A 22,790-nucleotide genomic window follows, 5' to 3' on the forward strand; every position below is an offset into this window, starting at 1 on the left:
GCCAGGAGCTACGGCAGCATCCACTCCAGGACCGGGGTGGACTGCAGGAAGACCAGGATGCACAGGGCCAACAGCAGCAGCACGCTCCAGCCGATCACCTTGCGCAGCAGCACCGATTCCTGGCCGCTCATGTTCACGGCCGCGGCACCGATGGCGAGGTTCTGCGGACTGATGAGCTTGCCCATCACACCGCCGCCGGTGTTGGCAGCGACCATCAGCTGGGGATCCAGTCCGGCTTCAATCCCGGCAGTCTGCTGCAGCTTGGCGAACAGGGCGTTTGCCGAGGTATCGGAACCGGTCACTGCCGTACCAATCCAGCCGAGCACGGGGGAGAGGAAGGCGAAGAACGCGCCGGTGCCCGCCAGCCAGGTGCCGATGGACACCGTCTGCCCGGAAAAGTTCATCACGTAGGCCAGGGCCAGGACGCCCAGGATGGTCAGCGCCGCCGAACGCATCCGCACCGCCGTCGTCCAGATCTCCCGGACAGCCGTGCCCATACTCAGCGGATACCGGCCGTTTTCGTTGAAGCGTGAGTAGACCAGCGCCACGATCAGGCCGGTGATCAGCAGCAGTGTGCCCGGGCTGATCAGCCACTCGAACGAGTAGATGGTGGAGGACTGGGTCTGGCCGGTGCTGTCCAGCAGTGCTTCGTGCAGCACCGGCCAGGGGATCTCGATGTTGGTTTTCGCCAGCGCCGCGGGCACATCGATGCCGAGCGTCCACAGGTTCACGAACCCGAAGATGACGATGACCGCCACGTAGGGGAACAGGGCCATCCAGGCCCGGGACGGGGTCAGGCGGTCCGCCTCGGTGTCGTCGGCGGAGGTGAGCACATCCGAGGTCCCGCCGGAACCGGCCGGCGTCCAGCCGTCGGCCCGCGCTTCGGCCAGCTCGGCCTTCATCCGCTGGTCGGCCTCCGCTCCGTTGCGTGGATGCCAGAACCGCAGGAAGCCGACGGCGGCGAGCATCGCGACAAGGGAGGCCACGATGTCGGTGAGTTCGTAGGAGAAGTAATTCGAGCAGAGGAACTGGAAGACGGAGAATACGACGCCGGTAAAAAGGGCGACGGGCCAGCAGTCCCGCAGGCCCCGGCGTCCGTCCAGGATGAACAGGAGAATCAACGGGACGAAGACGGCGAGCACCGGCGTCTGCCTGCCGACCACCGCGCCGATCTCCTCGCCGGTGTAGTTGGTCAGGTTGGCGGCGGTGGTGATGGGGATGGCCAGGGCGCCGAAGGCCACCGGAGCGGTGTTGGCCACCAGCACCGCGGTCGCAGCGCGGATCGGGGCGATGCCCAGGGCCAGCAGCATGGTCACGGTGATGGCCACCGGTGCACCGAATCCGGCCAGGGCCTCCAGGAGGCCGCCAAAGCAGAAGGCCACCAGGATGGCCTGGACCCGAAGGTCTCCGCCCCCAATCGCATCGAAGACCCGGCGCAGGTCCTCGAAGCGGCCGCTCAGCACGGTCACCTGGTACAGCCAGACGGCCATCACGATGATCCAGACCACCGGGAACAGCCCGAACGCCGCACCCTGCGTCGCGGAGAGCAGGGCCAGGCCTATCGGCATGCCGAACCCCAGGACGCCGACGGCGAGGGCCACCAGCAGTGCCCATCCGCCGGCAACATAGGCGCGGGTCTTCGCGAAGGCCAGCAGGAAGAAGAACGTCAACAGCGGCAGCAGGGCCACCAGGGCGGACAACGCCACACTGTTCAGGACGGGGGAGGTGCTGGGAGTAAAGCTGTCCATAAAGACCTCCGCGCCGGCTACTGGCCGGCTCAACCGGGGAAGCACTGGAACAAGCGCTACTTAAGCGTACGGCGGTGTTCCCTGTAGGTAACCCCCGGACGCCCGGCAGAGGGGGTCAGCCGGCTATACGCTGCCCGACGCCGGGGCCGCGTTCCCGGCGGTGCGTTCCCGGTGGTGCCGCAGATAACCCGCCGCTGCCACCAGGATCGAGATGAGAGCGGAAAACGCCAGCCCCAACCAGAGCCCCACGTTCAGGGCTGCAGCTCCGGCGACGGCGCCGAGGAGGATCAGTGCGATGGCCAGGGCCCGGCGCACCCAGTACTGGCTGTTCCCGCCGGCCAGGCGGGAATCGGAAGCCAGTCCGGTAATCGTGGAGGTCACTACTACGGTCGTGATTTCGGCGACCTTCAACCGCTTGGCGGTCGCGGCCTGTATGCCCATGGCGGCGGCGAGCGCCGACGTCGTGATGCTCCCCAGCACGCTGATGCCCTGGACGTCCGCCACTGCCGTAAACACGGCCAGCGCGGTAATGATGCCCGCCACCACCATCAGCGAAACGGAGGTGCGGAGGGACCAGCCTTCCGGTCCCTTGCGCAGCATCCGCCCGGCAAGGGCAGCGCCCAGCATAAAGAAGATCAGTGCCAGGACCGGGCGCAGGATCGGCAGGTTGGCTCCGCCGGCGAAGGCCATGCCCAGCAGCACCACGTTGCCCGTCATGTTTCCGGTGAAGACCCGGTCCAGGCCCAAGTACCCCACGGCGTCGACGACCCCGGTGGAAAAGGTGAGGGCCAGCATCAGCCACAAATGCACGCGGTCGGTCGGTACTGCGTTAAGTCGCTTCACTGGCGGCATGTCTCCTTGGGCGGGCACCGTCCGTGTAGACGAACGCGTGGTGGAAGTCCGATTGTATTCAAAACCGGATGCGAATAATGCAAGGATTCCCCTGACCCAGTTACCGGCCGAAAGCTGCCCCCATGACCTTTACAGCACCTGATCCCTTCACCACCCGGCCCACCCTGCAGGGCACCTTCGGCATGAGTGCCTCCACGCACTGGCTTGCCACGGCTTCGGCACAGGCGGTGCTGGAGCGCAGCGGAAACGCGTTTGACGCCGCCGTTGCAGGCGGTTTTGTGCTGCACATCGTGGAACCGCACCTGAACGGGCCGGGCGGCGACATGACCGGTGTTTTCGTGACGGCCGAGCATCCCGCAGACCCGGTGGTGCTGATGGGACAAGGGCCCGCCCCGGCTGCTGCCACGCGGGAGCATTATCTAGCCGAAGGGCTGGAACTGGTGCCCGGTGCCGGTGCGCTCGCCGCAGCGGTTCCCGCCGCCGTCGACGCCTGGCTGCTGTTGCTTCGGGACCACGGCACCTGGGAACTGGCCGATGTCCTGGCCTTCGCCATCGGTTACGCCCGCAACGGCCACCCCGTCCTGGCAAGGGTCGGCGCCACTGTCGAGTCCGTTGCCGAGTTGTTCACCGAACACTGGCCCACTTCGGCTGCGCAGTGGATGCCGGAAGGCCGGGCGCCGCGCGAAGGCGAAATCATCCGCAACCAGGCCTACGCATCGGTATTGGAGCGGCTGGTGCTGGCCGGTCCCGGCACGGGTACGCGGGCCGAACGCATCGACGCCGCCCGGCGCGAATGGCGGACGGGCTTTGTTGCGCGCGCCGCCGTCGACTTTGTTGCTGCGCCGCACCGCCACTCCTCGGGCACCGACCATGCCGGGGTCATCAGCACGGCCGACTTCGCCGGTTTCGAAGCCGGCTTTGAACCTGCCGTCACCTTCGACTTCCGCGGTTACACCATTGCCAAGACCGGTGCGTGGGGGCAGGGACCCGCGCTGCTGCAGACCCTAGCTATCCTTGCCGGTTTCGACGACGACCGGCTGGACCCGTCCTCCGCATTGGGTGCACACACCATCCTGGAGGCCCAGAAGCTCGCCATCGCGGACCGCGAGGCGTACTACGGCGACGCGCCGGTGCCGCTGGACTACCTGCTCAGCGAGGAATACGCCGCCGGCCGCCGTGCCCTGATCACCGACACGGCTTCCCACGAGTTCCGTCCCGGAACCGTGCCCGGCCACACTCCCTTCGTGCCGCCGCTGCGCACCGAATACCTGCCGCCGGCCCTGGCCGACGGCGGCGCTGGCTTCGCCGGCGTCGGGGAACCCACCGTGATGCCCACGGGCGAAACCCGCGGGGATACCTGCCATATCGACGTCGTGGACCGCTGGGGGAACATGGTTTCCGCGACCCCGTCGGGAGGCTGGCTGCAGTCCTCCCCGACCATCCCGGACCTGGGTTTCTGCCTGGGCTCGCGGCTGCAGATGACCTGGCTGGAAGCGGGGGCACCGTCCACGCTGACCCCGGGGAAGCGGCCGCGCACCACGCTGACCCCCACCCTCGTCCTGAAGGACGGCCAGCCGGTCGTGGCACTGGGCTCACCCGGCGGGGACCAGCAGGACCAATGGCAGCTGCTGTACCTGCTGCGCACCATTGTTGGCGGATACACCCCGCAGCAGGCCATTGACGCCCCCGCACTGCACACCACATCCATTCCCGGGTCGTTCTTCCCCCGCACCTGGACACCCGGCGGTGCGGTGGTTGAGGACCGTCTGGGGGAGGAAGTCATCGCCGGGCTTCAGGCCCGCGGCCACGTGGTGACCCGGGCCGGGGACTGGGCCCTCGGCAGGCTTTCCTCGGTGCTGCGCGATCCCGGCTCGGGCCTGCTGCAGGCCGCGGCGAACCCCCGTGGCGCGCAGGGGTATGCCGCCGGGCGTTGAGGGACCGCTGCGCGTCCGGGACGGCCGGTTCGGCGCTTCCCGGACGTGGGCCGTTCCCGGGGGCTGGGGTGGCTCTGCCGGTGCGTTCAAGCGGCTCTTCCGTTCCGTTCCCGGGGGCGGGAACCTATAGTTCAAGAGGGGTTCCTCCTACTGTGAGCGAGGCTTGGCCATGGCCAACATCACCACCCGACCCGTCACCAAACTTGGAATCGTGGGAGCCGGAAGCGTCGGCACATCGCTGGCCTACGCGGCGATCATCCGGGACACTGCCCGCCAGATCGCCATTTACGATATCGATGCCGAACGGGCCGGAGCCGAAGGCCTCGATCTTGCCCACGGCACCCAGTTCACAGGCGCCAATACCGTGACCGGCGGCGGAAATATTGAGGATCTGGCCGGATCCGACGTCATCGTTATTACGGCCGGAGCCCGCCAGCAGCCGGGCCAGAGCCGGCTTGACCTGGCTGGCGCCAACGTGCGGATCCTGGAGAAGCTGATGCCGCAGCTGATGGGACAGGCGCCGGACGCCGTGTACATCATGGTGACCAACCCGGCAGACGTGCTTGCCGTTGCTGCACAGAAGATAGCAGGCCTGCCGCGCAACCGGATCTTCTCCTCCGGCACGGTCCTGGATACCTCCCGGCTGCGGCTGCTGCTGGCCCGCGAAGCACACGTGCTGATGACCAGCGTGCATGCAACCATCATCGGCGAACACGGGGACACGGAGTTCCCCGTGTGGTCCAACGCCACCATCGGGCCCGTGCCCATCCGGGAATGGGAAATCAGCGGCCGGCAGGTGTTCACCGACGCGTTCCTCGCCGCCGCCACGGACGACGTCGTCAACGCCGCCTACAAGGTGATCGAGGGAAAGGGCGCCACGAACTACGCGATCGGCCTGGCTGGGGTGCGGATTGTCGAGGCGGTGCTGAACGCGGAAAACGCAGTGCTGCCGGTGGCGGCCACGCTGGACGGGGAGTACGGGATAAGCGGTGTTGCGCTGTCCCTGCCGTCAATCGTGGGCCACAACGGCGTCTACAAGATGCTCGAGATGCCGCTGGATGAGACCGAGCACGGAAAACTTATGGCCTCCGCCGAAACCCTGCACAGCACGCTGGACTCGCTGGGGATCTGACCTGCTCCGAAGACTGACGGCCTGCAGTCCCGCTCAGGCCAGCAGCTCCCGCAGCCGCCGGGCATTGCGGACTGCATGGCCTTCGAGGTCGTTGTTGAAGTAGGCGTAGACGTCCCTGCCCGCGGATTCCCATTCGCAGATCCGGTCCGCCCACCACTGCAGGTCCTGCTCGGAGTAGGAACCGACGTAGAGGTGTTCCGGGTCCGGGCCGTGCAGGCGGACATACACGAAGGGTGCGGTGGCGCGCAGTGTGCACGGCAGGTGCGCACCGCTCATCACCGTGTACGCGGCACCGTGCCGTTCCAGCAGGTGGAAGACGTCTTCGGAGTTCCAGCTGTCATGGCGGAACTCTACGGCGACGCGGATCTCCTTCGGAAGGTTCGACAGGACATACTCCAGTCGGCCGTCGTCGCGCTCCATGTCGGGGGAGAGCTGGAGCAGGAAGACCCCGCTGCGGTCGCGCAGCTCGGCGAAGCAGCGCTGGATCCGTCCGATCCACTCGTCCGGATCCCGCAGCTTCCGGGCATGGGTGAGCCCGCGCGGCGCCTTGACCGAAAAGACGTACCCTTCCGGCAGCCGGTCCCGGTAGGCGGCGAAGGCTTCCTCACGGGGCCAACGGTAGAAACTGCCGTTCAGCTCCACGGTGTCGAATTCCTCCGCGTATTTTTCCAGCCACACCCGTGCCGGCACTCCCTTGGGGTACAGCACATTGCGCCAGTGGTTGTAGGCCCAGCCTGATGTCCCGATATGGATGCTCACACCATCCAAACTAACGGTCTCCGGGCAGGCCCCGCGGTGGCTGCGCGGGGGAGCGGTGTGGGGTAACTGTTGGCGGCCCGGTCCGCGCGCGTGAAATAAGCAGGGTGCTGCTGCGGTTGCATCTAGCGTGCCCGGACAAAAAGGCCCGGTGCACAAGCAACTGAAAGGCACGCACTCCTATGACTGTTCCGCTCTCCATTCTCGATCTCGCCATCATCGATGAGGGCGAGAGCGCACGTGATTCCTTCGCTTCCTCCCTGGCGCTGGCGCGGGAAGCGGAAGCGCTTGGCTACACCCGCATCTGGTACGCCGAGCACCACAACATGCCGACCATCGCCTCCTCCGCCACCAGTGTGCTGATCGGCTACATTGCCGCGCACACCGAAAGTATCCGGCTCGGAGCCGGCGGAGTTATGCTGCCGAACCATGCGCCCCTGACTATTGCGGAGCAGTTTGGCACGTTGGAAACCCTGTTCCCGGGCCGCATCGACCTGGGCCTGGGCCGTGCCCCCGGCAGCGACCAGAAGACCATGCGTGCGCTGCGCCGCGACCCGATGTCCTCGGACAGCTTCCCGCAGGACGTGCAGGAACTGCAGGGTTACCTGACCGGCAACACCCTGATCCCGGGTATCCATGCGACGCCGGGTGCCGGCACCAACGTGCCGCTGTACATCCTGGGTTCCTCCCTCTTCGGTGCCAAGCTTGCCGCCGCCCTGGGCCTGCCGTACTCCTTCGCCTCGCACTTCGCGCCGCAGGCACTGCAGGACGCCGTCACCATCTACCGCCGCGACTTCAAGCCCTCGGCACAGCTGGCCGAGCCGTACGTCATCGCCGGCGTGAATGTCGTGGCCGCCGAAACCAGCGAAGAAGCCAAGCAGATGTTCGAGGATTCGCAGCGCCGCCGGGTAACCCAGCTCTTCGGCCGGGACCGCACCTTCACCGACGAAGAGGCGGACGCCATCCTGCAGTCGCCGGGCGGCCAGCAGGTCAAGCAGATGGGCCGCTACTCCGCTGTTGGCAACCCCGAGGAAGTCCGGGACTACCTCGACTGGTTCGCCGGGCACGCGCAGGCCGATGAGCTGATCGTCGCCACGCAGACCGCCACACTCGAATCACGGCTGCTTTCCTTCCGGCTGCTCGCGGACGCCGCCCTGCCGGTCCGTTCCTGAGCATTGCCCCTCCCGAGGGACTGGAAACCCTGTGCTAGATATGAAGGATGAGTTCCAGCCCCCAGATCATCTCCTGTTCCGTCAGCATGCGCTGGGGAGATATGGATGCCTACGGGCATATCAACAATGTTGAGATTGTCCGCATGCTCGAGGAAGCACGCGTGCATGCCTTCGGCCCTCCCGGCGGAACGGGAGGTCCCGGGCGGGAACCTGCCGTCCCGCTGTTCACCGATGTTCCGCCCGGCACGCAGTCCCTCGTGGTGGAACACCGTGTCCGGTACGTGGCGGAACTGACCTACCGGAACATCCCCGCCGACGTCGACGTCTGGATCAGCGCGGTCAAGGGCGCCAGCCTGACGATCGCGTACGTCATCCACGATCCGGTGACGCACCAGGCCTGTGTGCGCGCCGAGACCACCCTGGCCTTCGTCGACGGCGCTACCGGCGCCCTGCAGCGGCTGACGCCGGCTCAGCGGGAGATGGCAGCCGCCCACACGGGAGCTTCCGTCTTCGCCTGAGGTCCACACCCGGGTTCCTGCAGCCGGGCCCTGTGATCGGCTGAGCACGGCCACTAGCATTTTCGGTAGTCCCGGCAGTTCCGCTGCGGAATTCAAAGGAGATGCACCGTGTGGCAGAACCTTGGCATCACACCGACCGAAGCACTCTGGGTTGTTCTCAGCGCCCTGGGGATATATGCCGTCTTCTTCCTGCTGATCCGTGGTTTCGGGCAGCGCGCACTGGCCAGCTGGTCCACTCTGGACCGTGCCGTCGTCATCGCTCTTGGCTCCGTACTTGGCCGGGTTGTCCTCGGCTACACGCCTACCCTCGCTGCCGGCGTCATTGCGCTGGCCACCATGTTCGGGATGCTCCGCGTGGAGGGGTACCTGCGCCGGACGCGGCGCGGCGCGTACCTCACCAGCCGGCCCATTCTCCTGATGGCGGGGAACGAGGTCCTGGAGGAAGGCCTGCGTAAGGCCCGGATCCTGGAGGACGAGCTGTACTTCAAACTGCGGCAGTCCGGAATCCGGAACCTGTCCGAAGTGGCGATTGCCGTGCTGGAGCCGACCGGGGACGTCAGCGTACTGCGCCGCGGCCAGCTCATTGATCCTGTGCTGCTGCGCCGGGTCACCAACCAGTCACGTATTCCCCGGGATCTGGTGCTGCCGGGGCAGGGACCCGGCAGGGCAGGGGAGGCTGATTAGGCGTCCGGGCAAACCTCGTGTAGGCTGAAACGCAGTTGTTGTGTTGCGCATTTTGTATTTCAAGTGGCGAAACCCAATTGGTCTAGCTGCTTTTTCTGTAGAAGCGGTAAAGGAACACCGCGACTGAAACCGCCCGAAAGTCGGGATGTGTTTCGAATGCAGAAGGAATTAAAAAAATGGCTACAGGTACCGTAAAATGGTTCAACTCCGAAAAGGGCTTCGGCTTCATTGAGCCCGACGACGGCAGCGCCGACGTCTTCGCTCACTACTCCGCGATCAACTCCAACGGCTACAAGTCGCTGGACGAGAACCAGAAGGTTAGCTTCGACACCGAGCAGGGCCCCAAGGGCCCGCAGGCCTCGAACATCCAGGCCCTCTAATTTCTTAGAGACTTTGTAACGGCCTAGCGCCGATACTCCAAGAGCAGGACGGGATCTCCCGTCCTGCTCTTGTGTTTAACCCGGGTGTTCTGCTGCGTTGCTTCCCCGGCCTGGGCGCTGAGGTCTGGCCGTGCTCTCCGTGTAGCGCGTTGCGCCGTCCTCGGATCCCGACAAACCGCAGCGATCCGGACAGTCCGTATGGTGGGGGCTGTCCCATTCCGCGCAGGCGCCCGGGTTAGGCGGCTTTAATATTCCTGCGAGCTCTGCGAGCGAGGAATTTCGTTGCCGCCGTTCCGGGCTCCGGAGCGGAACCCGGCCACCTTCGCGGTGCGGAGCGGAACCCAGCCACCTGCGCGGAAACCCGGAACCCGGCCCCCAGACGCCTAGTCGTGAATCCGCACAGCCGCTTCACGCAGATACTGCTCGACCCGGCTGTAGGCATCCTGGGTCAGCGCCTTCCACAGGTTCATGCTCAGCACGGGGTCCGCCGCAGCCAGCTCATCAATGGCTTCAGCCGTCAGCACCTTCACCTTGACCGGCCCAGCGGCCTTAACCGTGGTCTCCTGGCGCTTATCTTCGCCCATAGCCATCTCGCCGAAGGTCATCCCCGGACCCAGTGTTGCCAGCTTGACCCTGCTGCCGTCCGGACCGGGCATGGAGGTGGTGATGTGCCCGGACACAATAAAGAAGACGCCCCCGAACCGCTGGCCTACGCGCCGGACCACGTCGCCGTCGTCGTACGTCCGGTCCTCCATCATTTTCTGCAGCAGCTGTGCCTCTTCCGGATCCAGCGGGCTGAGCGCCGGGGAATCGGCGGGGTCGATGGCGTCCGGAAGGACAAGTTCGGTGCCGTGCTGCTCGAGCAGCCTGTTCTCGCACCACTCGATCGCAGCGGAGCGCAGGGTGAAGGATTCGGTCTTCCGGCCCAGTTCCTGCAGGGCGGACGTGACCGATCCTTCAACGTCCACCAGGGCCAGTTCGCGCCCGGCCTGGCGGAGCATGTCCTCGGCTTCGGCAATCAGGCGGATGGCGACGTCGGACACCTCGTCCACGCTGCGCAGATCGGCAACCACCAGTTCGACGTCGTCGGGCAGGTCGGTGAGTGCCCTCACCATGGACTCGGCCCCGGCGAAGAGCAGGTCGCCGTTGAGTTCGATGACCTGGACACGGTGGCCGTGTCCGGCCAGGATCTCGGCGGCTTCGTCGGTCCGCCGGATACCCGAGGGTGTCGACGTGATGTCGTAGATGGCCCGGATGGCGGAGCGGCCGGTCCGTGCTGCCCGGACAAAGTGCAGCCCCAGGTCGTGGGAGAGCCGCTGGCTCACGGCCACCCCGCGCACGCTGTTGCCGTGCGCGTCCAGGGGAGGGGAGTAGACCGCCAGGCCCACCTGTCCGGGCAGGACGGCGAGGATGCCGCCGGCCACCCCGGACTTGGCGGGCATACCCACGCTGCTGATCCACGAGCCGGCGTCGTCGTACATGCCGCAGGTGGTCATGACGGACAGGACGCGTTCCACCGAGGCGAGGTCCAGGACCTCGTCGCCGGTGAGGGGATGGCGGCCGCTGTTGGCCAGGGTTGCCGCCATCAGTGCGAGGTCCCGTGCGTTGACCATGACCGAGCATTGCCGGAAATAGTCCTTGATGATGGGCGCCGGGTCGGACTCAATGATCCCGAAGGACCGCAGGAGGTAACCAAGGGCGGTGTTGCGGTGCCCGGATCTCAGCTCGGAGGTGTAGATCCGCTGGCTTACGTCGAGGTCGCGTCCGGCGAACGCCGAATAGGTGTCCAGGATGCGCTTGAAGCGGGACCTGCCGCCGGACCCCTTGACCAGGGACGTGGCGGTCAGGGCGCCGGCATTGATCATCGCGTTGGCGGGCCGGCCGGTGCCTTCAGCCAGGGAGATTTCGTTGAAGGAGTCTCCGGACGGTTCCACGTCCACCTTTTCATCCACCGCCTCCATCCCGAGGTCCGCGAGGGCCAGGGCATAGGTGAAGGGCTTGGAAATGGACTGGATGCTGAATTCTTCGCGGGTATCCCCGACCTCGTAGACGAAGCCGTCGGCGGTGGCCAGTGCTATCCCGAAGCAGTCGGGGTTGACGTTGGCCATGGCCGGTATGCCGCGGTACGGGGTGCCGTCTTTTACGCCGGCTATCTCGGCGTGGATCCTGCGTAGGTAGTTCTCGATCGGGGAGTCCATACTTCAAGCGTAGGGGCTGGCGGAGGGGTGACTCTCCACGGTGTCCGCGGTATACTTTTTCCTGTTGCAGTGTTGTGCAATTTGTACGTTCAAGCGGCGAAACCCAGATCTAGGGCCAGCCGCTTTTTCTGTATTTTGCACGGAAGGCACGGCAGCGTGAAACTCCCCGAAGGTCGGGGCAGGTTTCGTTCAGAAGGATGATTAAAAATGGCAACAGGTACCGTGAAATGGTTCAACGCTGAAAAGGGCTTCGGCTTCATCGAGCCCGACGACGGCAGCGCTGATGTTTTCGCCCACTACTCCGCTATCAACTCCAGTGGCTACCGGTCTCTCGAAGAGAACCAGAAGGTCACTTTCGACACCGAGCAGGGCCCCAAGGGTCCGCAGGCGGTTAACATCCAGGCTGTCTAATAAGACATTAGGTCCGTTTCACGGGCCGGCTTGAATCAGAAGCAGGACGGGATTAATTCCCGTCCTGCTTTTGTTTTGCCCGCCGGAATTTATACGTAAACGCCCTTGTGATGGAGGCGGAGCGCCGGACAGCCGGGTGAGCAAGCTAACGCCGGAAGGGCGGGTCAGATTCCCTGATAGCGGTGCGAAGTGCGAAGATAACTGGGCTGGGGTGACGTACAGCACACTGTATGGATACCGCGCCCCGGACATCGCACCCAGGGATAGGAACGAAGGTATGTCTACTGACAATTTCCCCAAGCGGCCGCTGAACCACGCAGACGCTGTGGATGACGACGGCGGCACCCCCGCCAAGTGGAAGGTCGTCGGTCCCGGACTGGTGGTTGCCGCCACCGGCGTCGGCGCCGCAGACATGGTGGCCACACTGGTGGCCGGATCCCGCTACGGGTACGCATTGCTTTGGGCAGTGGTCCTCGGCGTGGTCCTGAAAATCATCCTGGTGGAAGGAGCCGGCCGCTTCACCCTGGCGACCGGCCTGACCATTTTCGAAGGCTGGCGGTCGCTGGGTAAATGGACCACCTGGTACTTCGGCCCCTACATCATGATCTGGGGCTTCATCTACGGGGCCACGGCCATGTCCTCCGCTGCCCTGCCGCTGGCGGCAGTCTTCCCGGTCCTGCCGCTGACTGCCTGGGCGGTCCTGATGGGCCTGGCCGGTTTTGTTATGGTCTGGTTTGGCCGCTATGCCACCTTCGAGAAAATCACCGCCGTGCTGGTCGGGCTGATGTTCGTAACCGTGGTGGGGCTGGCCGTGATCGCCGTGCCCAACATTCCGGCAATGTTCACGGGCCTGATCCCGATGATCCCCGAGGGCGGAGTGTTCTACACGCTGGCTCTCGCCGGTGGTGTGGGCGGAACGATCACCCTTGCTGCCTACGGCTACTGGCTGCGTGAAAAGGGCTGGTACACACCCAAGTGGATGCGGGTCATGCGGATCGACAACTCCATGGCCTACGTGATGACCGGCATCTTCGTCATCGCGATGCTCATTGTCGGAGCCGAAGTGGTCCGTTCGGCTGGAGTATCCCTCTCCAGCGGCGACGCCGGACTGCTGGACCTCTACGACGTGCTCAAGGCGGAATACGGCGACGTCGTCGGCACCGGCTTCCTGATCGGATTCTGGGCTGCGTCCTTCTCCTCGATCCTCGGGGTGTGGAACGGGGTGTCCCTGATGTTCGCCGATTTCTGGGGAAATATCCGCGGCAAGGAATCCGGCCACCCGGACACCCGGATCGGTGGCAAGTACTTCCGCTTCTACGTCCTCTGGCTGACCTTCCCGCCGATGATCCTTTTCCAGCTCGGACAGCCCATTGGCCTGATCCTGGCCTACGGTGTGCTCGGCTCGCTCTTTATGCCGTTCCTTGCCGTGACCCTGCTCGGCCTGCTGAACGGCCGCCGCATTCCCAAGCAGTGGGCCAACAAGCTGCACACCAACCTTACCCTCGGCTTCACGGCCCTGCTGTTCATCGCACTGGGTATCCAGCAGCTCTGGGACAACATCGCCAAGGTGCTGTAGCGGCACCGAATTACTAGGGAAGAGCCCCGCAGACTGGCCCGTCACCGACCATCGGTGGCGGGCCAGTTTAGCGCAGCAGCCGTGCTTCTACGAGGGGTGAAACCAAGTAAAAGAAAAGTCGTTACGGGCCATCTACGCAGCGATTCTGCTCAGCTACGCTATTAGCGGCGAGGGAAGGTTGCAGGATGGAAACCAGCGCAACGGGTGGCCTGAACAGGGTCATCGCAGGCCGATACCGACTCATCGAACCAATTGGACGGGGAGGTATGGCCACCGTCTACCGGGGCCAGGACGAAGCGCTGGGACGCGACATTGCTGTCAAACTTTTCCGTGCCAGTGCGGTGGCTCCGGACGACGTCGGGCGGCAGGACAACGAGATGCGCCTCCTTGCGTCACTGTCCCATCCGGGGCTGGTCACCCTGTTCGATGCGGGCAAGGAGGACCCCGGGACCGCTGGTGCCGATGACGGCGGAGGCGGGGAACCGCGGACCTACCTGGTCATGGAACTAGTGGACGGGCCGGACCTCCGCAGGCGCCTGCGCGGCGAGGCGGTCCCGCCTACCGACGTTCCCTCCATCGGTGCCGACCTTGCCGCCGCCTTGGCGTATATCCATGACCGGGGGGTGGTGCATCGGGACGTGAAGCCGGCGAACATCCTGCTCCCGTCCAACGCCACGGGAACAGCGCCGCGGGCCAAGCTGACGGATTTCGGCATTGCCCGGATCCTGGACGGTGCCCGCATTACAGCCGCCGGTGCCACCCTCGGCACGGCCAACTACCTCAGCCCGGAACAGGCCTCCGGGCTCGGGGCGGATGCAGCGAGCGATATCTACTCCCTGGGCCTGGTCCTGCTTGAAGCCGTCACGGGAAGGGTGGAGTTCAACGGCAGCGCGGTCGAGTCCGCCGTCGCCCGCCTCAGCAGGGACCCCCAGATTCCGGTATCCCTTGAAAGCCACTGGCGCGGTCTCCTGGCCGCCATGACCACACGCGACCCCGACCTCCGCCCGACGGCGGCAGAAGTGTCCGCGACCCTGCTGGACTACCGCTGGGCGGAAGGCGTTACGCAGCCGGGGCTGATACCGCAGCTGGCATCGGGGCAGGGCAGTCCCTCCCTTCGGACCTCTCGTGCGGACTCCTCGTGGGACCCGTGGAGCGGGCCGGCAACGGCGGAGGCCTCACCGCTGCCCGACGGCGTCGGCACCGGGGCAGCCGGCCCCGACGGTTCTGCCGCAGATTTTGCCGAAGGGTCAGCCGCAGCGAACCGCGGGGCACTGGGGAGGCATCCCTCGGAACCGCTGCCCTCGGTACCTCCTCCCGTCGACCTTCCGCCCATCGACTCTCATGCCGTCGACCCTGCCGACTTTCCTGCAGTCGACCACCCGCCCAGCGACCACCCTGCCCTGTCCGGAGGCCTGCCGCCGGCGTTCCCGCCGAAGATCCCGCCGCCGGTGGGAACTCCATCCGCCGCACAGCCCGCGGCAACCCGGGTACAGGTGCTGGCCGAGCCGCGGCTGTCTTCGGCAGGACGTGCCCTGCTGGCGTTGCTGGTCATGGCAGTGCTGACAGCGGCGGTGGTCCTGATGCTCGGCAGAGCGGGTGCCCTGCCGGACGGAGGAGTCCTTCCGGGCGAGATCGGGCAGAACCTGGACCGGGTGCAGGACAGCTTCGGCCCGTAGCCGTGTTCCGCGCGGGATACTGGAGGAATGAGTACTTCCACCCCCGCCGGTCTTCCCAGTGACAGCCGCTGCCCCTGCCTCAGCGGGGAAACCTATGGAAACTGCTGCGGACGCTTCCATTCCGGAGCGGCCGCCGCTCCCACGGCTGAGGCATTGATGCGTTCGCGGTACAGCGCCTTTGCCACCGGCAACGCCTCCTACCTGCTGGACACGTGGCACCCGGACCACCGCCCCAAGACGCTGGACTTGGACCCGGACATCGAATGGCGCCGGCTGGATATTCTTTCCACCTCCGGCGGCGGTCCCCTGGACACCACCGGGACGGTGGAATTCCGGGCACACTACCGGCAGGACGGCCAGCGCGGTACCCAGCAGGAACTCAGCAGCTTTGTCCGGGAACGGGGCCAATGGCTGTATCTGGACGGACGATAACCCCCGGCATCTTCCGGCCCGGTCGGGGTGGCACCTAGGCTGGAAAGCATCCGACGGCGGCCCCGTAAACAGGCCCGCTCAGGGAAGCTCCCGAAACGCAGGCACATCAGAGGCCCTGCATCTAAGTCGGATGAGCAGGCGAGGACACCATGAAAGCACTCGTTTACGAAGGACCCGGACAGAAGTCGTGGAAGGACGTGCCGGATCCGCAGATCCAGGACCCGCGTGACGCCATCGTCAAGATAGATACCACCACCATCTGCGGCACCGACCTGCATATCCTCAAGGGCGACGTTCCGGCAGTCACTCCGGGCAGGATCCTGGGCCATGAGGGCGTCGGCACCGTGACCGAGACCGGCTCCGGTGTGAACGCCTTCAAAACCGGAGACAAGGTAATCCTGTCCTGCGTCTCGGCGGACGGCTCCTGCAGTTTCTGCAAGGACGGGCTCTACTCGCACTGCACCGGAGAGGAAGGGCAGTCCGGCATCGGCTGGATCTTCGGACACCTGATCGACGGAACGCAGGCCGAGTACGTCCGCGTACCCTACGCGGACACCTCCATGTACCGGCTGCCGGAAACCGTCTCACAGGAGCACGGCGTCCTGCTCAGCGACATTTTCCCCACAGGATTTGAAATGGGTGTGCAGTACGGGCAGGTCCAGCCGGGCGACGTCGTCGCAGTGATCGGTGCAGGCCCCGTGGGGCTGGCTGTGATCGCGACCGCGGGACTGTACGGTGCGGCGAAGATCATCGCCGTGGACCTGGACGCCAACCGGGTGGAACAGGCCCAAAGGTTCGGTGCCACCCACGGAGTGAATTCCGGGGATAAGAACTGGCGCGAACAGATCATGGACCTGACCGACGGCTGGGGCGTGGACGTCGCGGTGGAAGCCGTGGGCATTCCGGCCACGTTCGAGATGTGCACCAATATCGTCCGGCCCGGGGGCAACGTGGCCAACGTGGGGGTACACGGGACGCCCGTGAGCCTGGACCTGGACCGGCTCTGGATCGAGAACATCAACATCAGCATGGGCCTGGTCAACACAAATACCCTGTCCATGCTCCTGAAGCTGATTGCCGAGGGGAAGCTGCCGGCCGAGGAGTTCATCAGCCACCGCTATCCGCTGGGCGACATCCTCACGGCGTACGACACCTTCTCCCGGGCCGCCGAAACCAACGCGCTGAAGGTGATCCTGCAGGCCTGAGCGGCGCACCTGGAGTGGACGGGCGGCAGCTGCCGCCCGTCCACTTTTTGCGCACCGGCGGCACAGGCAGATAATGGGGACCGCGGCCGCGTTCGCCCCCGCAGTTCTTCGCCCAAAAGAGGTTTTCCATGTCTAACGGCACCATGATCGCAGGACGGCTCAACGTCGAGACGGGCACCTTCGCCATGAAGGAAGTTCCGATTCCCGATCCCGGGCCGGGTTTTGTCCGTATCAAGGTCGGAGCGGCCGGCGTCTGCCTGTCCGACGTGCACCTCATCCAGGGCCTGTTGCGCCCGCAGTTCCTCAAGGGCAACGAGGTCACCCTCGGCCATGAGGTGGCCGGAACCGTGGATCTGCCCGGGGCTGGTGTCACCTCCGTGGCTCCCGGCGACCGTGTGGTGCTCCAGGCCGGTTACGAATACAACGGCGCCACGCTCACCATGGGTGTTGACTACGACGGCGGCTGGGCCGAGTACCTGGTGGTTCCCGCCGGCGTGCTGGTACCGCTCGGCAATGACATCCCCTTCGATCAGGCCTCCATCATCCCCGACGCCGTGTCCACACCGTGGGGCGCCATCGCTTCCACCGCCGATGTGCGTGCCGGTGAAGCAGTAGGGGTCTGGGGGATCGGCGGACTCGGCGCCCACGGTGTGCAGCTGCTGCGCCTGATCGGTGCCGCGCCGATCATTGCCGTTGATCCGATCCCCGAGGCACGCGCACGGGCCCTGGAATTTGGGGCCGACATTGCGCTCGATCCGATGGCAGAGGACTTCTCCGCGGCCATGAAGGCAGCCACCGGCGGCAAGGGGCTCGACGCCGCCCTCGACTTCGCCGGCGTCGACGCCGTCCGTGCCCAGGCCATCAAGTGCCTGGGCCGGGGCGGACGCCTCGTGCTGGTAGGCCTGTCCGGCAAGCCGATGACCATTGATGACAGCACCGGCTTTTCCTACGCACGCAAGCAGATCCGGGGCCATTACGGCTCCGAGGCGCACCACGTGCCGCAGCTGGTGTCCCTGGCCCGGCTCGGCCGGCTCGACTTCGCCAAGTCCGTCAGTGCGCGCATTCCGCTGGCTGACGCGGAGCAGGCCGTCAAGGCCCTCGACGCCAAGGAAGGCAACCCGATCCGTTTGGTGCTGATCCCGTAGCTTCGGAAGGTGACACAGCAGGAGCTCCCCGCACGTGCGGAGAGCTCCTGCTGTTTAATCCCGGCCGGAATGGAACTGCGTGGAATTGGGACGAAGGGAAGTCCGGGCCATAGACTTCGGCGGTGAATTCCGGACTGCTCCTGACCATCCTGATTGCCGTATTTGCCGGGGGCATCGCGCAGCGTGTGGCCGGGATCGGATTCGGGCTGCTGCTTGCACCGTTCTTCATCATTGCCCTCGGCCCGTATCCGGGGGTGGTGGTGACCAACGTGTGCGGTGCGCTCGCAGCCGGTCTGGTGATCACACAGGTCTGGCGGAACATCGACTGGAAGATGTACGCGACGCTGGCGGTGCCGGCCGCGGCCGGTGTGCTCGGGGGAACCTATGCTGCCTCGGTCCTCCCGCCGGGACCGCTTGAAATCGGAGTCGGCCTCTTTATGCTCGCCGCACTGACCTCGTCGCTCGTGCTGAACCGGGCGGACGTGGTCCTGCGTGGCGAATCCCCGAAAGTTGCCGCCGGCCTGCTGGCCGGAATCAGCAACTCCATGGCCGGAGCAGGGGTTCCCGCCGTCAGCGCCTATGCGGTGCTGGCACGGTGGCCGCAGGCATCCTTCATGGCAACCATGCAGCCTTTCCTGGCTACGCTGAGCCTTACAACTATTGCTGTCCACGCCGTCATTGACCCGGGGGAGTGGCCGGAACTCGCCTGGTGGACCTGGGTGCTGCTGTGCGTCCTGACGGTCGCCGGGCTGCGGGCGGGAAACTGGCTCGCACCGCGCGTCAACGAAACCGCCGCCCGCCGCGTCGTCGTCGTACTGGCCTATCTGGGTGCCGTTTCCGCCCTGGTCAAGGGGATCATCGACCTGCAGTAAGGCCGGGGACCTACTTGGATTTGCCCGCGTGTTCCTTGGCAGCCTTGGCGGCCTTTGCCGTGGCACCAACCTTGGCAACCTTGGCCACCCGGGCCGCCTTGGCCTTCCTGGCATCTTTGGCAACCTTGGCGGCCTTGCCAGCTTCGGCTGTCTTCGCCGCCTTCGCTGTCTCGGCTGTCTTGGCGGCCCTGGCACTCTTATTGGCCTTCGCCGCAGCCTTCGCGGCCGCCTTGGCGCCAACGGCCACCGCGGCGCCCTTCACCGGCGTCGGGACCTTTACGACCTTGATCTTGGTCTTTGGCCGCTTGCGGTCCAGGATCAAAGCCGCCGCAACGCCCGCCATCCAGGTGTCCTTGGCCAGCCCCATGCCGTCTGCGCTGGGGCGGATACCGTCCTGCTCAGTCATGCCCGGCGTCTTCAGGTACATCCGGACCATGCCGCCGGAGAAGCAGCCCAGGATGAGTCCGGCGAGCCGGCTGGGTACGAAGGGAAGCAGCAGGGACAGCCCCACGCAAATCTCGGCATTGCTCAGCAGCTTGCCGAATTTCACCGGCTCAATGTCCTGGACCTGGGGAAAGGCATTGGCAGCCATCTGCTGCAGGCCTGCCGCGCTTTCGGCATCCAGATTGCGCTTGTTGAGGCCGGAGTTGAGGATATAGGCGCCGGTGGTCAGGCGCAGGGGGATATGGCTGATTTTCATGGGATTCCCTTCGCAGACGATGCAATTCCGAGCCTACGGCGGTCTCCGCCCTGCGCGCCAGAGTGGAAGCCGGAAGAATCCGGCACGTAACTCCCGGTAAATTCCCGAAACGCGCAGGAACAGGTTACTCACCAGTCGCTAAGTCTGGTTTCATGAAGGGGTACGCCGCAGCAGCTGCCGACACGAGAAGGTTCCGATGGAATTGCTCCCGGCCGAGCATCCCCGCCCGCGCCATTTCCTCCTCCATCTAAGCGACACGCACCTGCTCGGGGGGGAGGACTGCCTGTACGGTGCGGTTGACAGCCACGCCAAGCTCCGGGACCTCTTTACCCGCCTTGAGGACGGAGGCCAGCGGCCCGACGCCATCATCTTCACGGGCGACCTTGCGGACCGGGGTGAGGCCCGCGCCTATGCCCGGCTGCGGGAAACCGTCCTCCCGGCCGCCGACAGGATGGGCGCCAGGGTGATCTGGGCGATGGGCAACCACGATAACCGCGCGGCCTTCCGCGAGATCCTGCTGAGCGAAGCGCCGGACATGTCTCCGGTGGACCAGGTGCACCACCTGGGCGGGCTGCGGATCATCACCATGGACACCACGGTTCCGGGCTACCACCACGGGGAACTCAGTGAGGGTCAGCTCGCCTGGCTGCGGCGTGAGCTGCAGACCCGCGCTCCTGAGGGAACCATCCTCGCCATGCACCACCCGCCGGTCCCCAGCGTGCAGGACCTCGCTGTCCTGGTGGAACTGCGGAAACAGCACCGGCTTGCCGAAGTGCTGGCAGGAAGCGACGTCCGGGCCATCATTGCCGGGCACCTGCACTACTCGACCTTCAGCACCTTCGCCGGGATCCCCGTCTCCGTGGCATCCGCCACCTGCTACACGCAGGACCTGACGACGCCGGGGACGCGCGGGCAGGACGCCGGACAGGGATACAACATGGTCCACCTGTACGAGGACTCGGTAGTGCATTCCGTGGTGTCCCTGCAGGAAAGCCGCACCGTTGGGAAACCCGTGGGGCCGGAGGAAACGGAGGCGCGCCTCGCCGCAGCCGGTATCAGCATTGCGGATGCCCGCGCCCTCGCGTCCGCCTAATCCGTTGCCGGTTCCGGACCCAGATTGAAGAACCGCCCGGTCACCGATTCAGGGATAATCTCCACGTATCGGTACTTCTCCGTCCGGACCCAGGGCCGCAGGGGAAGCGCGTCCGCGGCCTCAATCTCGCCCGACGTTTCCAATGGCCGGGTGGTTCCCTTGACGACGACGGACCATGCCTCGGCGCTGTGGATGCCGTCGGCTTCGAAAGCGACGTGCGTATTAACCGTCATTTCCGCCAGTTTGGTGCCCGGCGCCGTGCGGATGAGGAGTACGCCGTCGTGCGCCAAATAGTTGATCGGATAGATGCTGGGCCGGTTGGCCACGCTGACCGCGAGCCGGCCGTGGTGCGTGTTCTCGAGGTACTTCCAGCTCTGTTCGGCGGACAGTTCAACGACTGGTGGCAGCTCTTCAGTGCTCATGAACACAGTGTGCCAAGGGGTGTCCCGGACCGCCACTATCAGGCTGCTTATGAACTTGACTCGGCCCCGGACCTTGCAAGAGAGTGGACTAGGTAGTATTTACCACCAAGCTAAGTACCGCACCCTCGAGGAGCACACGTTATGACAGACGCAGAACAGCAGAATCCCGCAGACGGACAGAACGCTGCCGGCGATCCGAAGACCCTGACCACCCGTCAAGGACACCCGGTCTACGACAACCAGAACACCCGTACTGTGGGATCCCGCGGTCCGGCTACCCTCGAGAACTACCAGCTCCTCGAGAAGATCAGCCACTTCGACCGCGAGCGGATCCCCGAGCGGGTGGTGCACGCGCGCGGTTTCGTGGCGTACGGCGAGTTCGAAGCCACCGGCAAGTGGGGCGACGAGCCCATTGCCAAGTACACGCGCGCGAAGCTCTTCTCCGAGCCCGGCAAGAAGACTGACGTCGCCATCCGCTTCTCCTCCGTGATCGGCGGACGCGACTCCTCCGAGGCCGCACGCGACCCGCGGGGTTTTGCCGTCAAGTTCTACACCGAAGACGGCAACTGGGACCTGGTCGGCAACAACCTCGGCGTCTTCTTCATCCGCGACGCCATTAAGTTCCCCGACGTCATCCACTCCCTGAAGCCGGACCCCGTCACCTTCCGCCAGGAATCGGCACGCATCTTCGACTTCATGTCGCAGACCCCCGAGGCCATGCACATGCTGGTGAACCTCTTCAGCCCGCGCGGCATCCCCGCCGACTACCGCCATATGCAGGGCTTCGGCGTGAACACCTACCGCTGGGTCAACGCTGCCGGTGAGTCCAAGCTGGTCAAGTACCACTTCCAGCCGCGCCAGGGCGTGAAGTCCCTGACCGAGGAAGATGCCGCCAACATCCAGGCCAATGACCTGGGCCACGCGTCGAAGGACCTCTACGAGGCCATCGAACGCGGCGACTTCCCCAAGTGGGACCTGTACGTGCAGCTGATGGACGACCACGACCATCCGGAACTGGACTTCGATCCGCTGGATGACACCAAGACGTGGCCGGAGCAGGAATTCGAACCCAAGCTCATCGGCACCATGACCCTGAACCGCAACGTCGTCGACCACCACAACGAAAACGAGCAGATCGCTTTCGGCACCGGTGTCCTCGTGGACGGCCTGGAGTTCTCGGACGACAAGATGCTTGTTGGCCGTACGTTCAGCTACTCGGACACGCAGCGTTACCGCGTAGGCCCGAACTACCTGCAGCTTCCGGTGAACTCCGCGAAGAACGCACGGGTTGCCACCAACCAGCGCGGTGGCCAGATGTCCTACGGCACCGACCTCGCGCCGGGCCAGAACCCGCATGTGAACTACGAGCCGAACATCACGGGCGGCCTGCAGGAAGCACCGAAGCCGGAGCAGGCCGAGGTTGGCCCGGAACTCGTTGGCCGCCTGACCCGCGCCCGCCTGAACCGCACGAACGACTACATGCAGGCCGGACAGCGCTACCAGCTGATGGAGCAGTGGGAGAAGGACGACCTGGTCGCCAACTTCATTGCCAACGTCGGCCAGGCAGCCCGCCCGGTGCAGGAGCGCATGCTCTGGCACTTCTACATGAGCGATGACGAGCTGGGTGCACGCGTCGGCGAGGGCCTGGGCATCAGCCTGGACGAGATCAAGGATCTCGGCCCGCTGGCCACCCAGACGCTCAATGAGGAAGAAACCGAGCGGATGAAGAACCTGGGCCACAACGGTCCCCGGAACGTCGAGGGCCTCACCATGACCCACTGCGTGCCCAACGAGCACGTAGTCGTCACCCGGTAAGGCACCGGTTCCGACTCAACGCAGTCAACGAGCAGTCAACGACGGCGCGGGCGCACTTCGGTGCGCCGG

Annotated in this window: 21 protein-coding genes; 15 read left to right on the forward strand and 6 right to left on the reverse strand. The window is 65.4% G+C overall.

Translation table 11 applies throughout. The features are described 5' to 3' along the window. Positions 1–8: 8 nt before the first annotated feature. Positions 9–1,748 (reverse strand): L-lactate permease, encoded by a 1,740-nt coding sequence (locus QNO10_RS03380; protein ID WP_229949466.1) that lies wholly within the window; start codon positions 1,746–1,748, stop codon positions 9–11. A 123-nt stretch (positions 1,749–1,871) separates the two neighbouring features. Next, the gene (locus QNO10_RS03385; protein WP_442860266.1) at positions 1,872–2,600 is read right to left on the reverse strand and encodes a YoaK family protein; all 729 of its coding nucleotides are present in this window, start codon (positions 2,598–2,600) and stop codon (positions 1,872–1,874) included. A 122-nt stretch (positions 2,601–2,722) separates the two neighbouring features. On the opposite strand from QNO10_RS03385, the gene QNO10_RS03390 reads away from it, so the two are divergent. Next, a complete protein-coding gene (locus QNO10_RS03390) occupies positions 2,723–4,534 on the forward strand; it encodes a gamma-glutamyltransferase family protein (RefSeq protein ID WP_229949471.1) in 1,812 nt (603 codons plus the stop codon). Positions 4,535–4,703: 169 nt separating this feature from the next. Beyond that, a complete protein-coding gene (locus QNO10_RS03395) occupies positions 4,704–5,666 on the forward strand; it encodes an L-lactate dehydrogenase (protein ID WP_229949473.1) in 963 nt (320 codons plus the stop codon). A gap of 33 nt (positions 5,667–5,699) precedes the next feature. Here QNO10_RS03395 and QNO10_RS03400 read toward each other — a convergent pair whose 3' ends face one another. Beyond that, positions 5,700–6,425 (reverse strand): DUF72 domain-containing protein, encoded by a 726-nt coding sequence (locus QNO10_RS03400; RefSeq protein ID WP_229949474.1) that lies wholly within the window; start codon positions 6,423–6,425, stop codon positions 5,700–5,702. Positions 6,426–6,604: 179 nt separating this feature from the next. On the opposite strand from QNO10_RS03400, the gene QNO10_RS03405 reads away from it, so the two are divergent. From QNO10_RS03405 to QNO10_RS03420, 4 genes are all read left to right on the forward strand, one after another. Further along, complete coding sequence (locus QNO10_RS03405; RefSeq protein WP_229949476.1) at positions 6,605–7,594, forward strand: LLM class flavin-dependent oxidoreductase; 990 nt, start codon at positions 6,605–6,607, stop codon at positions 7,592–7,594. Positions 7,595–7,641: 47 nt separating this feature from the next. Beyond that, the gene (locus tag QNO10_RS03410) at positions 7,642–8,112 is read left to right on the forward strand and encodes an acyl-CoA thioesterase (protein ID WP_229949478.1); all 471 of its coding nucleotides are present in this window, start codon (positions 7,642–7,644) and stop codon (positions 8,110–8,112) included. A gap of 108 nt (positions 8,113–8,220) precedes the next feature. Then, on the forward strand, positions 8,221–8,796 hold the full coding sequence (locus QNO10_RS03415; protein ID WP_229949480.1) for a DUF421 domain-containing protein: 576 nt from the start codon (positions 8,221–8,223) through the stop codon (positions 8,794–8,796). Between the two features lie 176 nt (positions 8,797–8,972). Then, a complete protein-coding gene (locus QNO10_RS03420) occupies positions 8,973–9,176 on the forward strand; it encodes a cold-shock protein (RefSeq protein ID WP_146362594.1) in 204 nt (67 codons plus the stop codon). A 383-nt stretch (positions 9,177–9,559) separates the two neighbouring features. Here the strand turns inward: QNO10_RS03420 and glsA are convergent, their stop codons facing one another. Then, positions 9,560–11,374 (reverse strand): glutaminase A, encoded by a 1,815-nt coding sequence (gene glsA, locus QNO10_RS03425; protein ID WP_229949482.1) that lies wholly within the window; start codon positions 11,372–11,374, stop codon positions 9,560–9,562. Positions 11,375–11,581: 207 nt separating this feature from the next. On the opposite strand from glsA, the gene QNO10_RS03430 reads away from it, so the two are divergent. The 7 genes from QNO10_RS03430 to QNO10_RS03460 all read left to right on the forward strand — a co-directional run bounded on the left by QNO10_RS03430 (position 11,582) and on the right by QNO10_RS03460 (position 18,691). Next, complete coding sequence (locus tag QNO10_RS03430; protein ID WP_146362590.1) at positions 11,582–11,785, forward strand: cold-shock protein; 204 nt, start codon at positions 11,582–11,584, stop codon at positions 11,783–11,785. Between the two features lie 277 nt (positions 11,786–12,062). Then, complete coding sequence (locus QNO10_RS03435; RefSeq protein ID WP_229949484.1) at positions 12,063–13,361, forward strand: Nramp family divalent metal transporter; 1,299 nt, start codon at positions 12,063–12,065, stop codon at positions 13,359–13,361. Between the two features lie 185 nt (positions 13,362–13,546). Beyond that, complete coding sequence (locus QNO10_RS03440) at positions 13,547–15,037, forward strand: serine/threonine-protein kinase (protein ID WP_269437852.1); 1,491 nt, start codon at positions 13,547–13,549, stop codon at positions 15,035–15,037. A 27-nt stretch (positions 15,038–15,064) separates the two neighbouring features. After that, entirely contained in the window at positions 15,065–15,469 is a 405-nt protein-coding gene (locus QNO10_RS03445; RefSeq protein ID WP_229949488.1) for a YchJ family protein, read from the forward strand. A gap of 149 nt (positions 15,470–15,618) precedes the next feature. Continuing rightward, positions 15,619–16,674 carry a zinc-dependent alcohol dehydrogenase family protein gene (locus tag QNO10_RS03450; RefSeq protein ID WP_229949490.1) on the forward strand — a complete coding sequence of 352 codons (1,056 nt, stop codon included), beginning with the start codon at positions 15,619–15,621 and terminating at the stop codon, positions 16,672–16,674. A 128-nt stretch (positions 16,675–16,802) separates the two neighbouring features. Next, a complete protein-coding gene (locus QNO10_RS03455) occupies positions 16,803–17,819 on the forward strand; it encodes a zinc-binding dehydrogenase (RefSeq protein WP_229949491.1) in 1,017 nt (338 codons plus the stop codon). 122 nt (positions 17,820–17,941) lie between these two features. Beyond that, the gene (locus QNO10_RS03460; protein ID WP_229949493.1) at positions 17,942–18,691 is read left to right on the forward strand and encodes a sulfite exporter TauE/SafE family protein; all 750 of its coding nucleotides are present in this window, start codon (positions 17,942–17,944) and stop codon (positions 18,689–18,691) included. A gap of 10 nt (positions 18,692–18,701) precedes the next feature. Here the strand turns inward: QNO10_RS03460 and QNO10_RS14560 are convergent, their stop codons facing one another. Beyond that, complete coding sequence (locus QNO10_RS14560; protein ID WP_331460337.1) at positions 18,702–19,391, reverse strand: hypothetical protein; 690 nt, start codon at positions 19,389–19,391, stop codon at positions 18,702–18,704. 196 nt (positions 19,392–19,587) lie between these two features. On the opposite strand from QNO10_RS14560, the gene QNO10_RS03470 reads away from it, so the two are divergent. Next, a complete protein-coding gene (locus tag QNO10_RS03470; protein WP_229949495.1) occupies positions 19,588–20,484 on the forward strand; it encodes a phosphodiesterase in 897 nt (298 codons plus the stop codon). Here the strand turns inward: QNO10_RS03470 and QNO10_RS03475 are convergent. Beyond that, entirely contained in the window at positions 20,481–20,906 is a 426-nt protein-coding gene (locus QNO10_RS03475) for a pyridoxamine 5'-phosphate oxidase family protein (protein ID WP_229949497.1), read from the reverse strand. The genes QNO10_RS03470 and QNO10_RS03475 overlap by 4 nt on opposite strands. 141 nt (positions 20,907–21,047) lie before the next feature. Between QNO10_RS03475 and QNO10_RS03480 the strand changes: the two genes are divergently transcribed. Then, a complete protein-coding gene (locus QNO10_RS03480; protein WP_229949500.1) occupies positions 21,048–22,721 on the forward strand; it encodes a catalase in 1,674 nt (557 codons plus the stop codon). The last annotated feature ends 69 nt before the right edge of the window (positions 22,722–22,790 follow it).

This window comes from Arthrobacter sp. zg-Y919 (genome assembly GCF_030142045.1).
Taxonomy (GTDB): domain Bacteria; phylum Actinomycetota; class Actinomycetes; order Actinomycetales; family Micrococcaceae; genus Arthrobacter_B.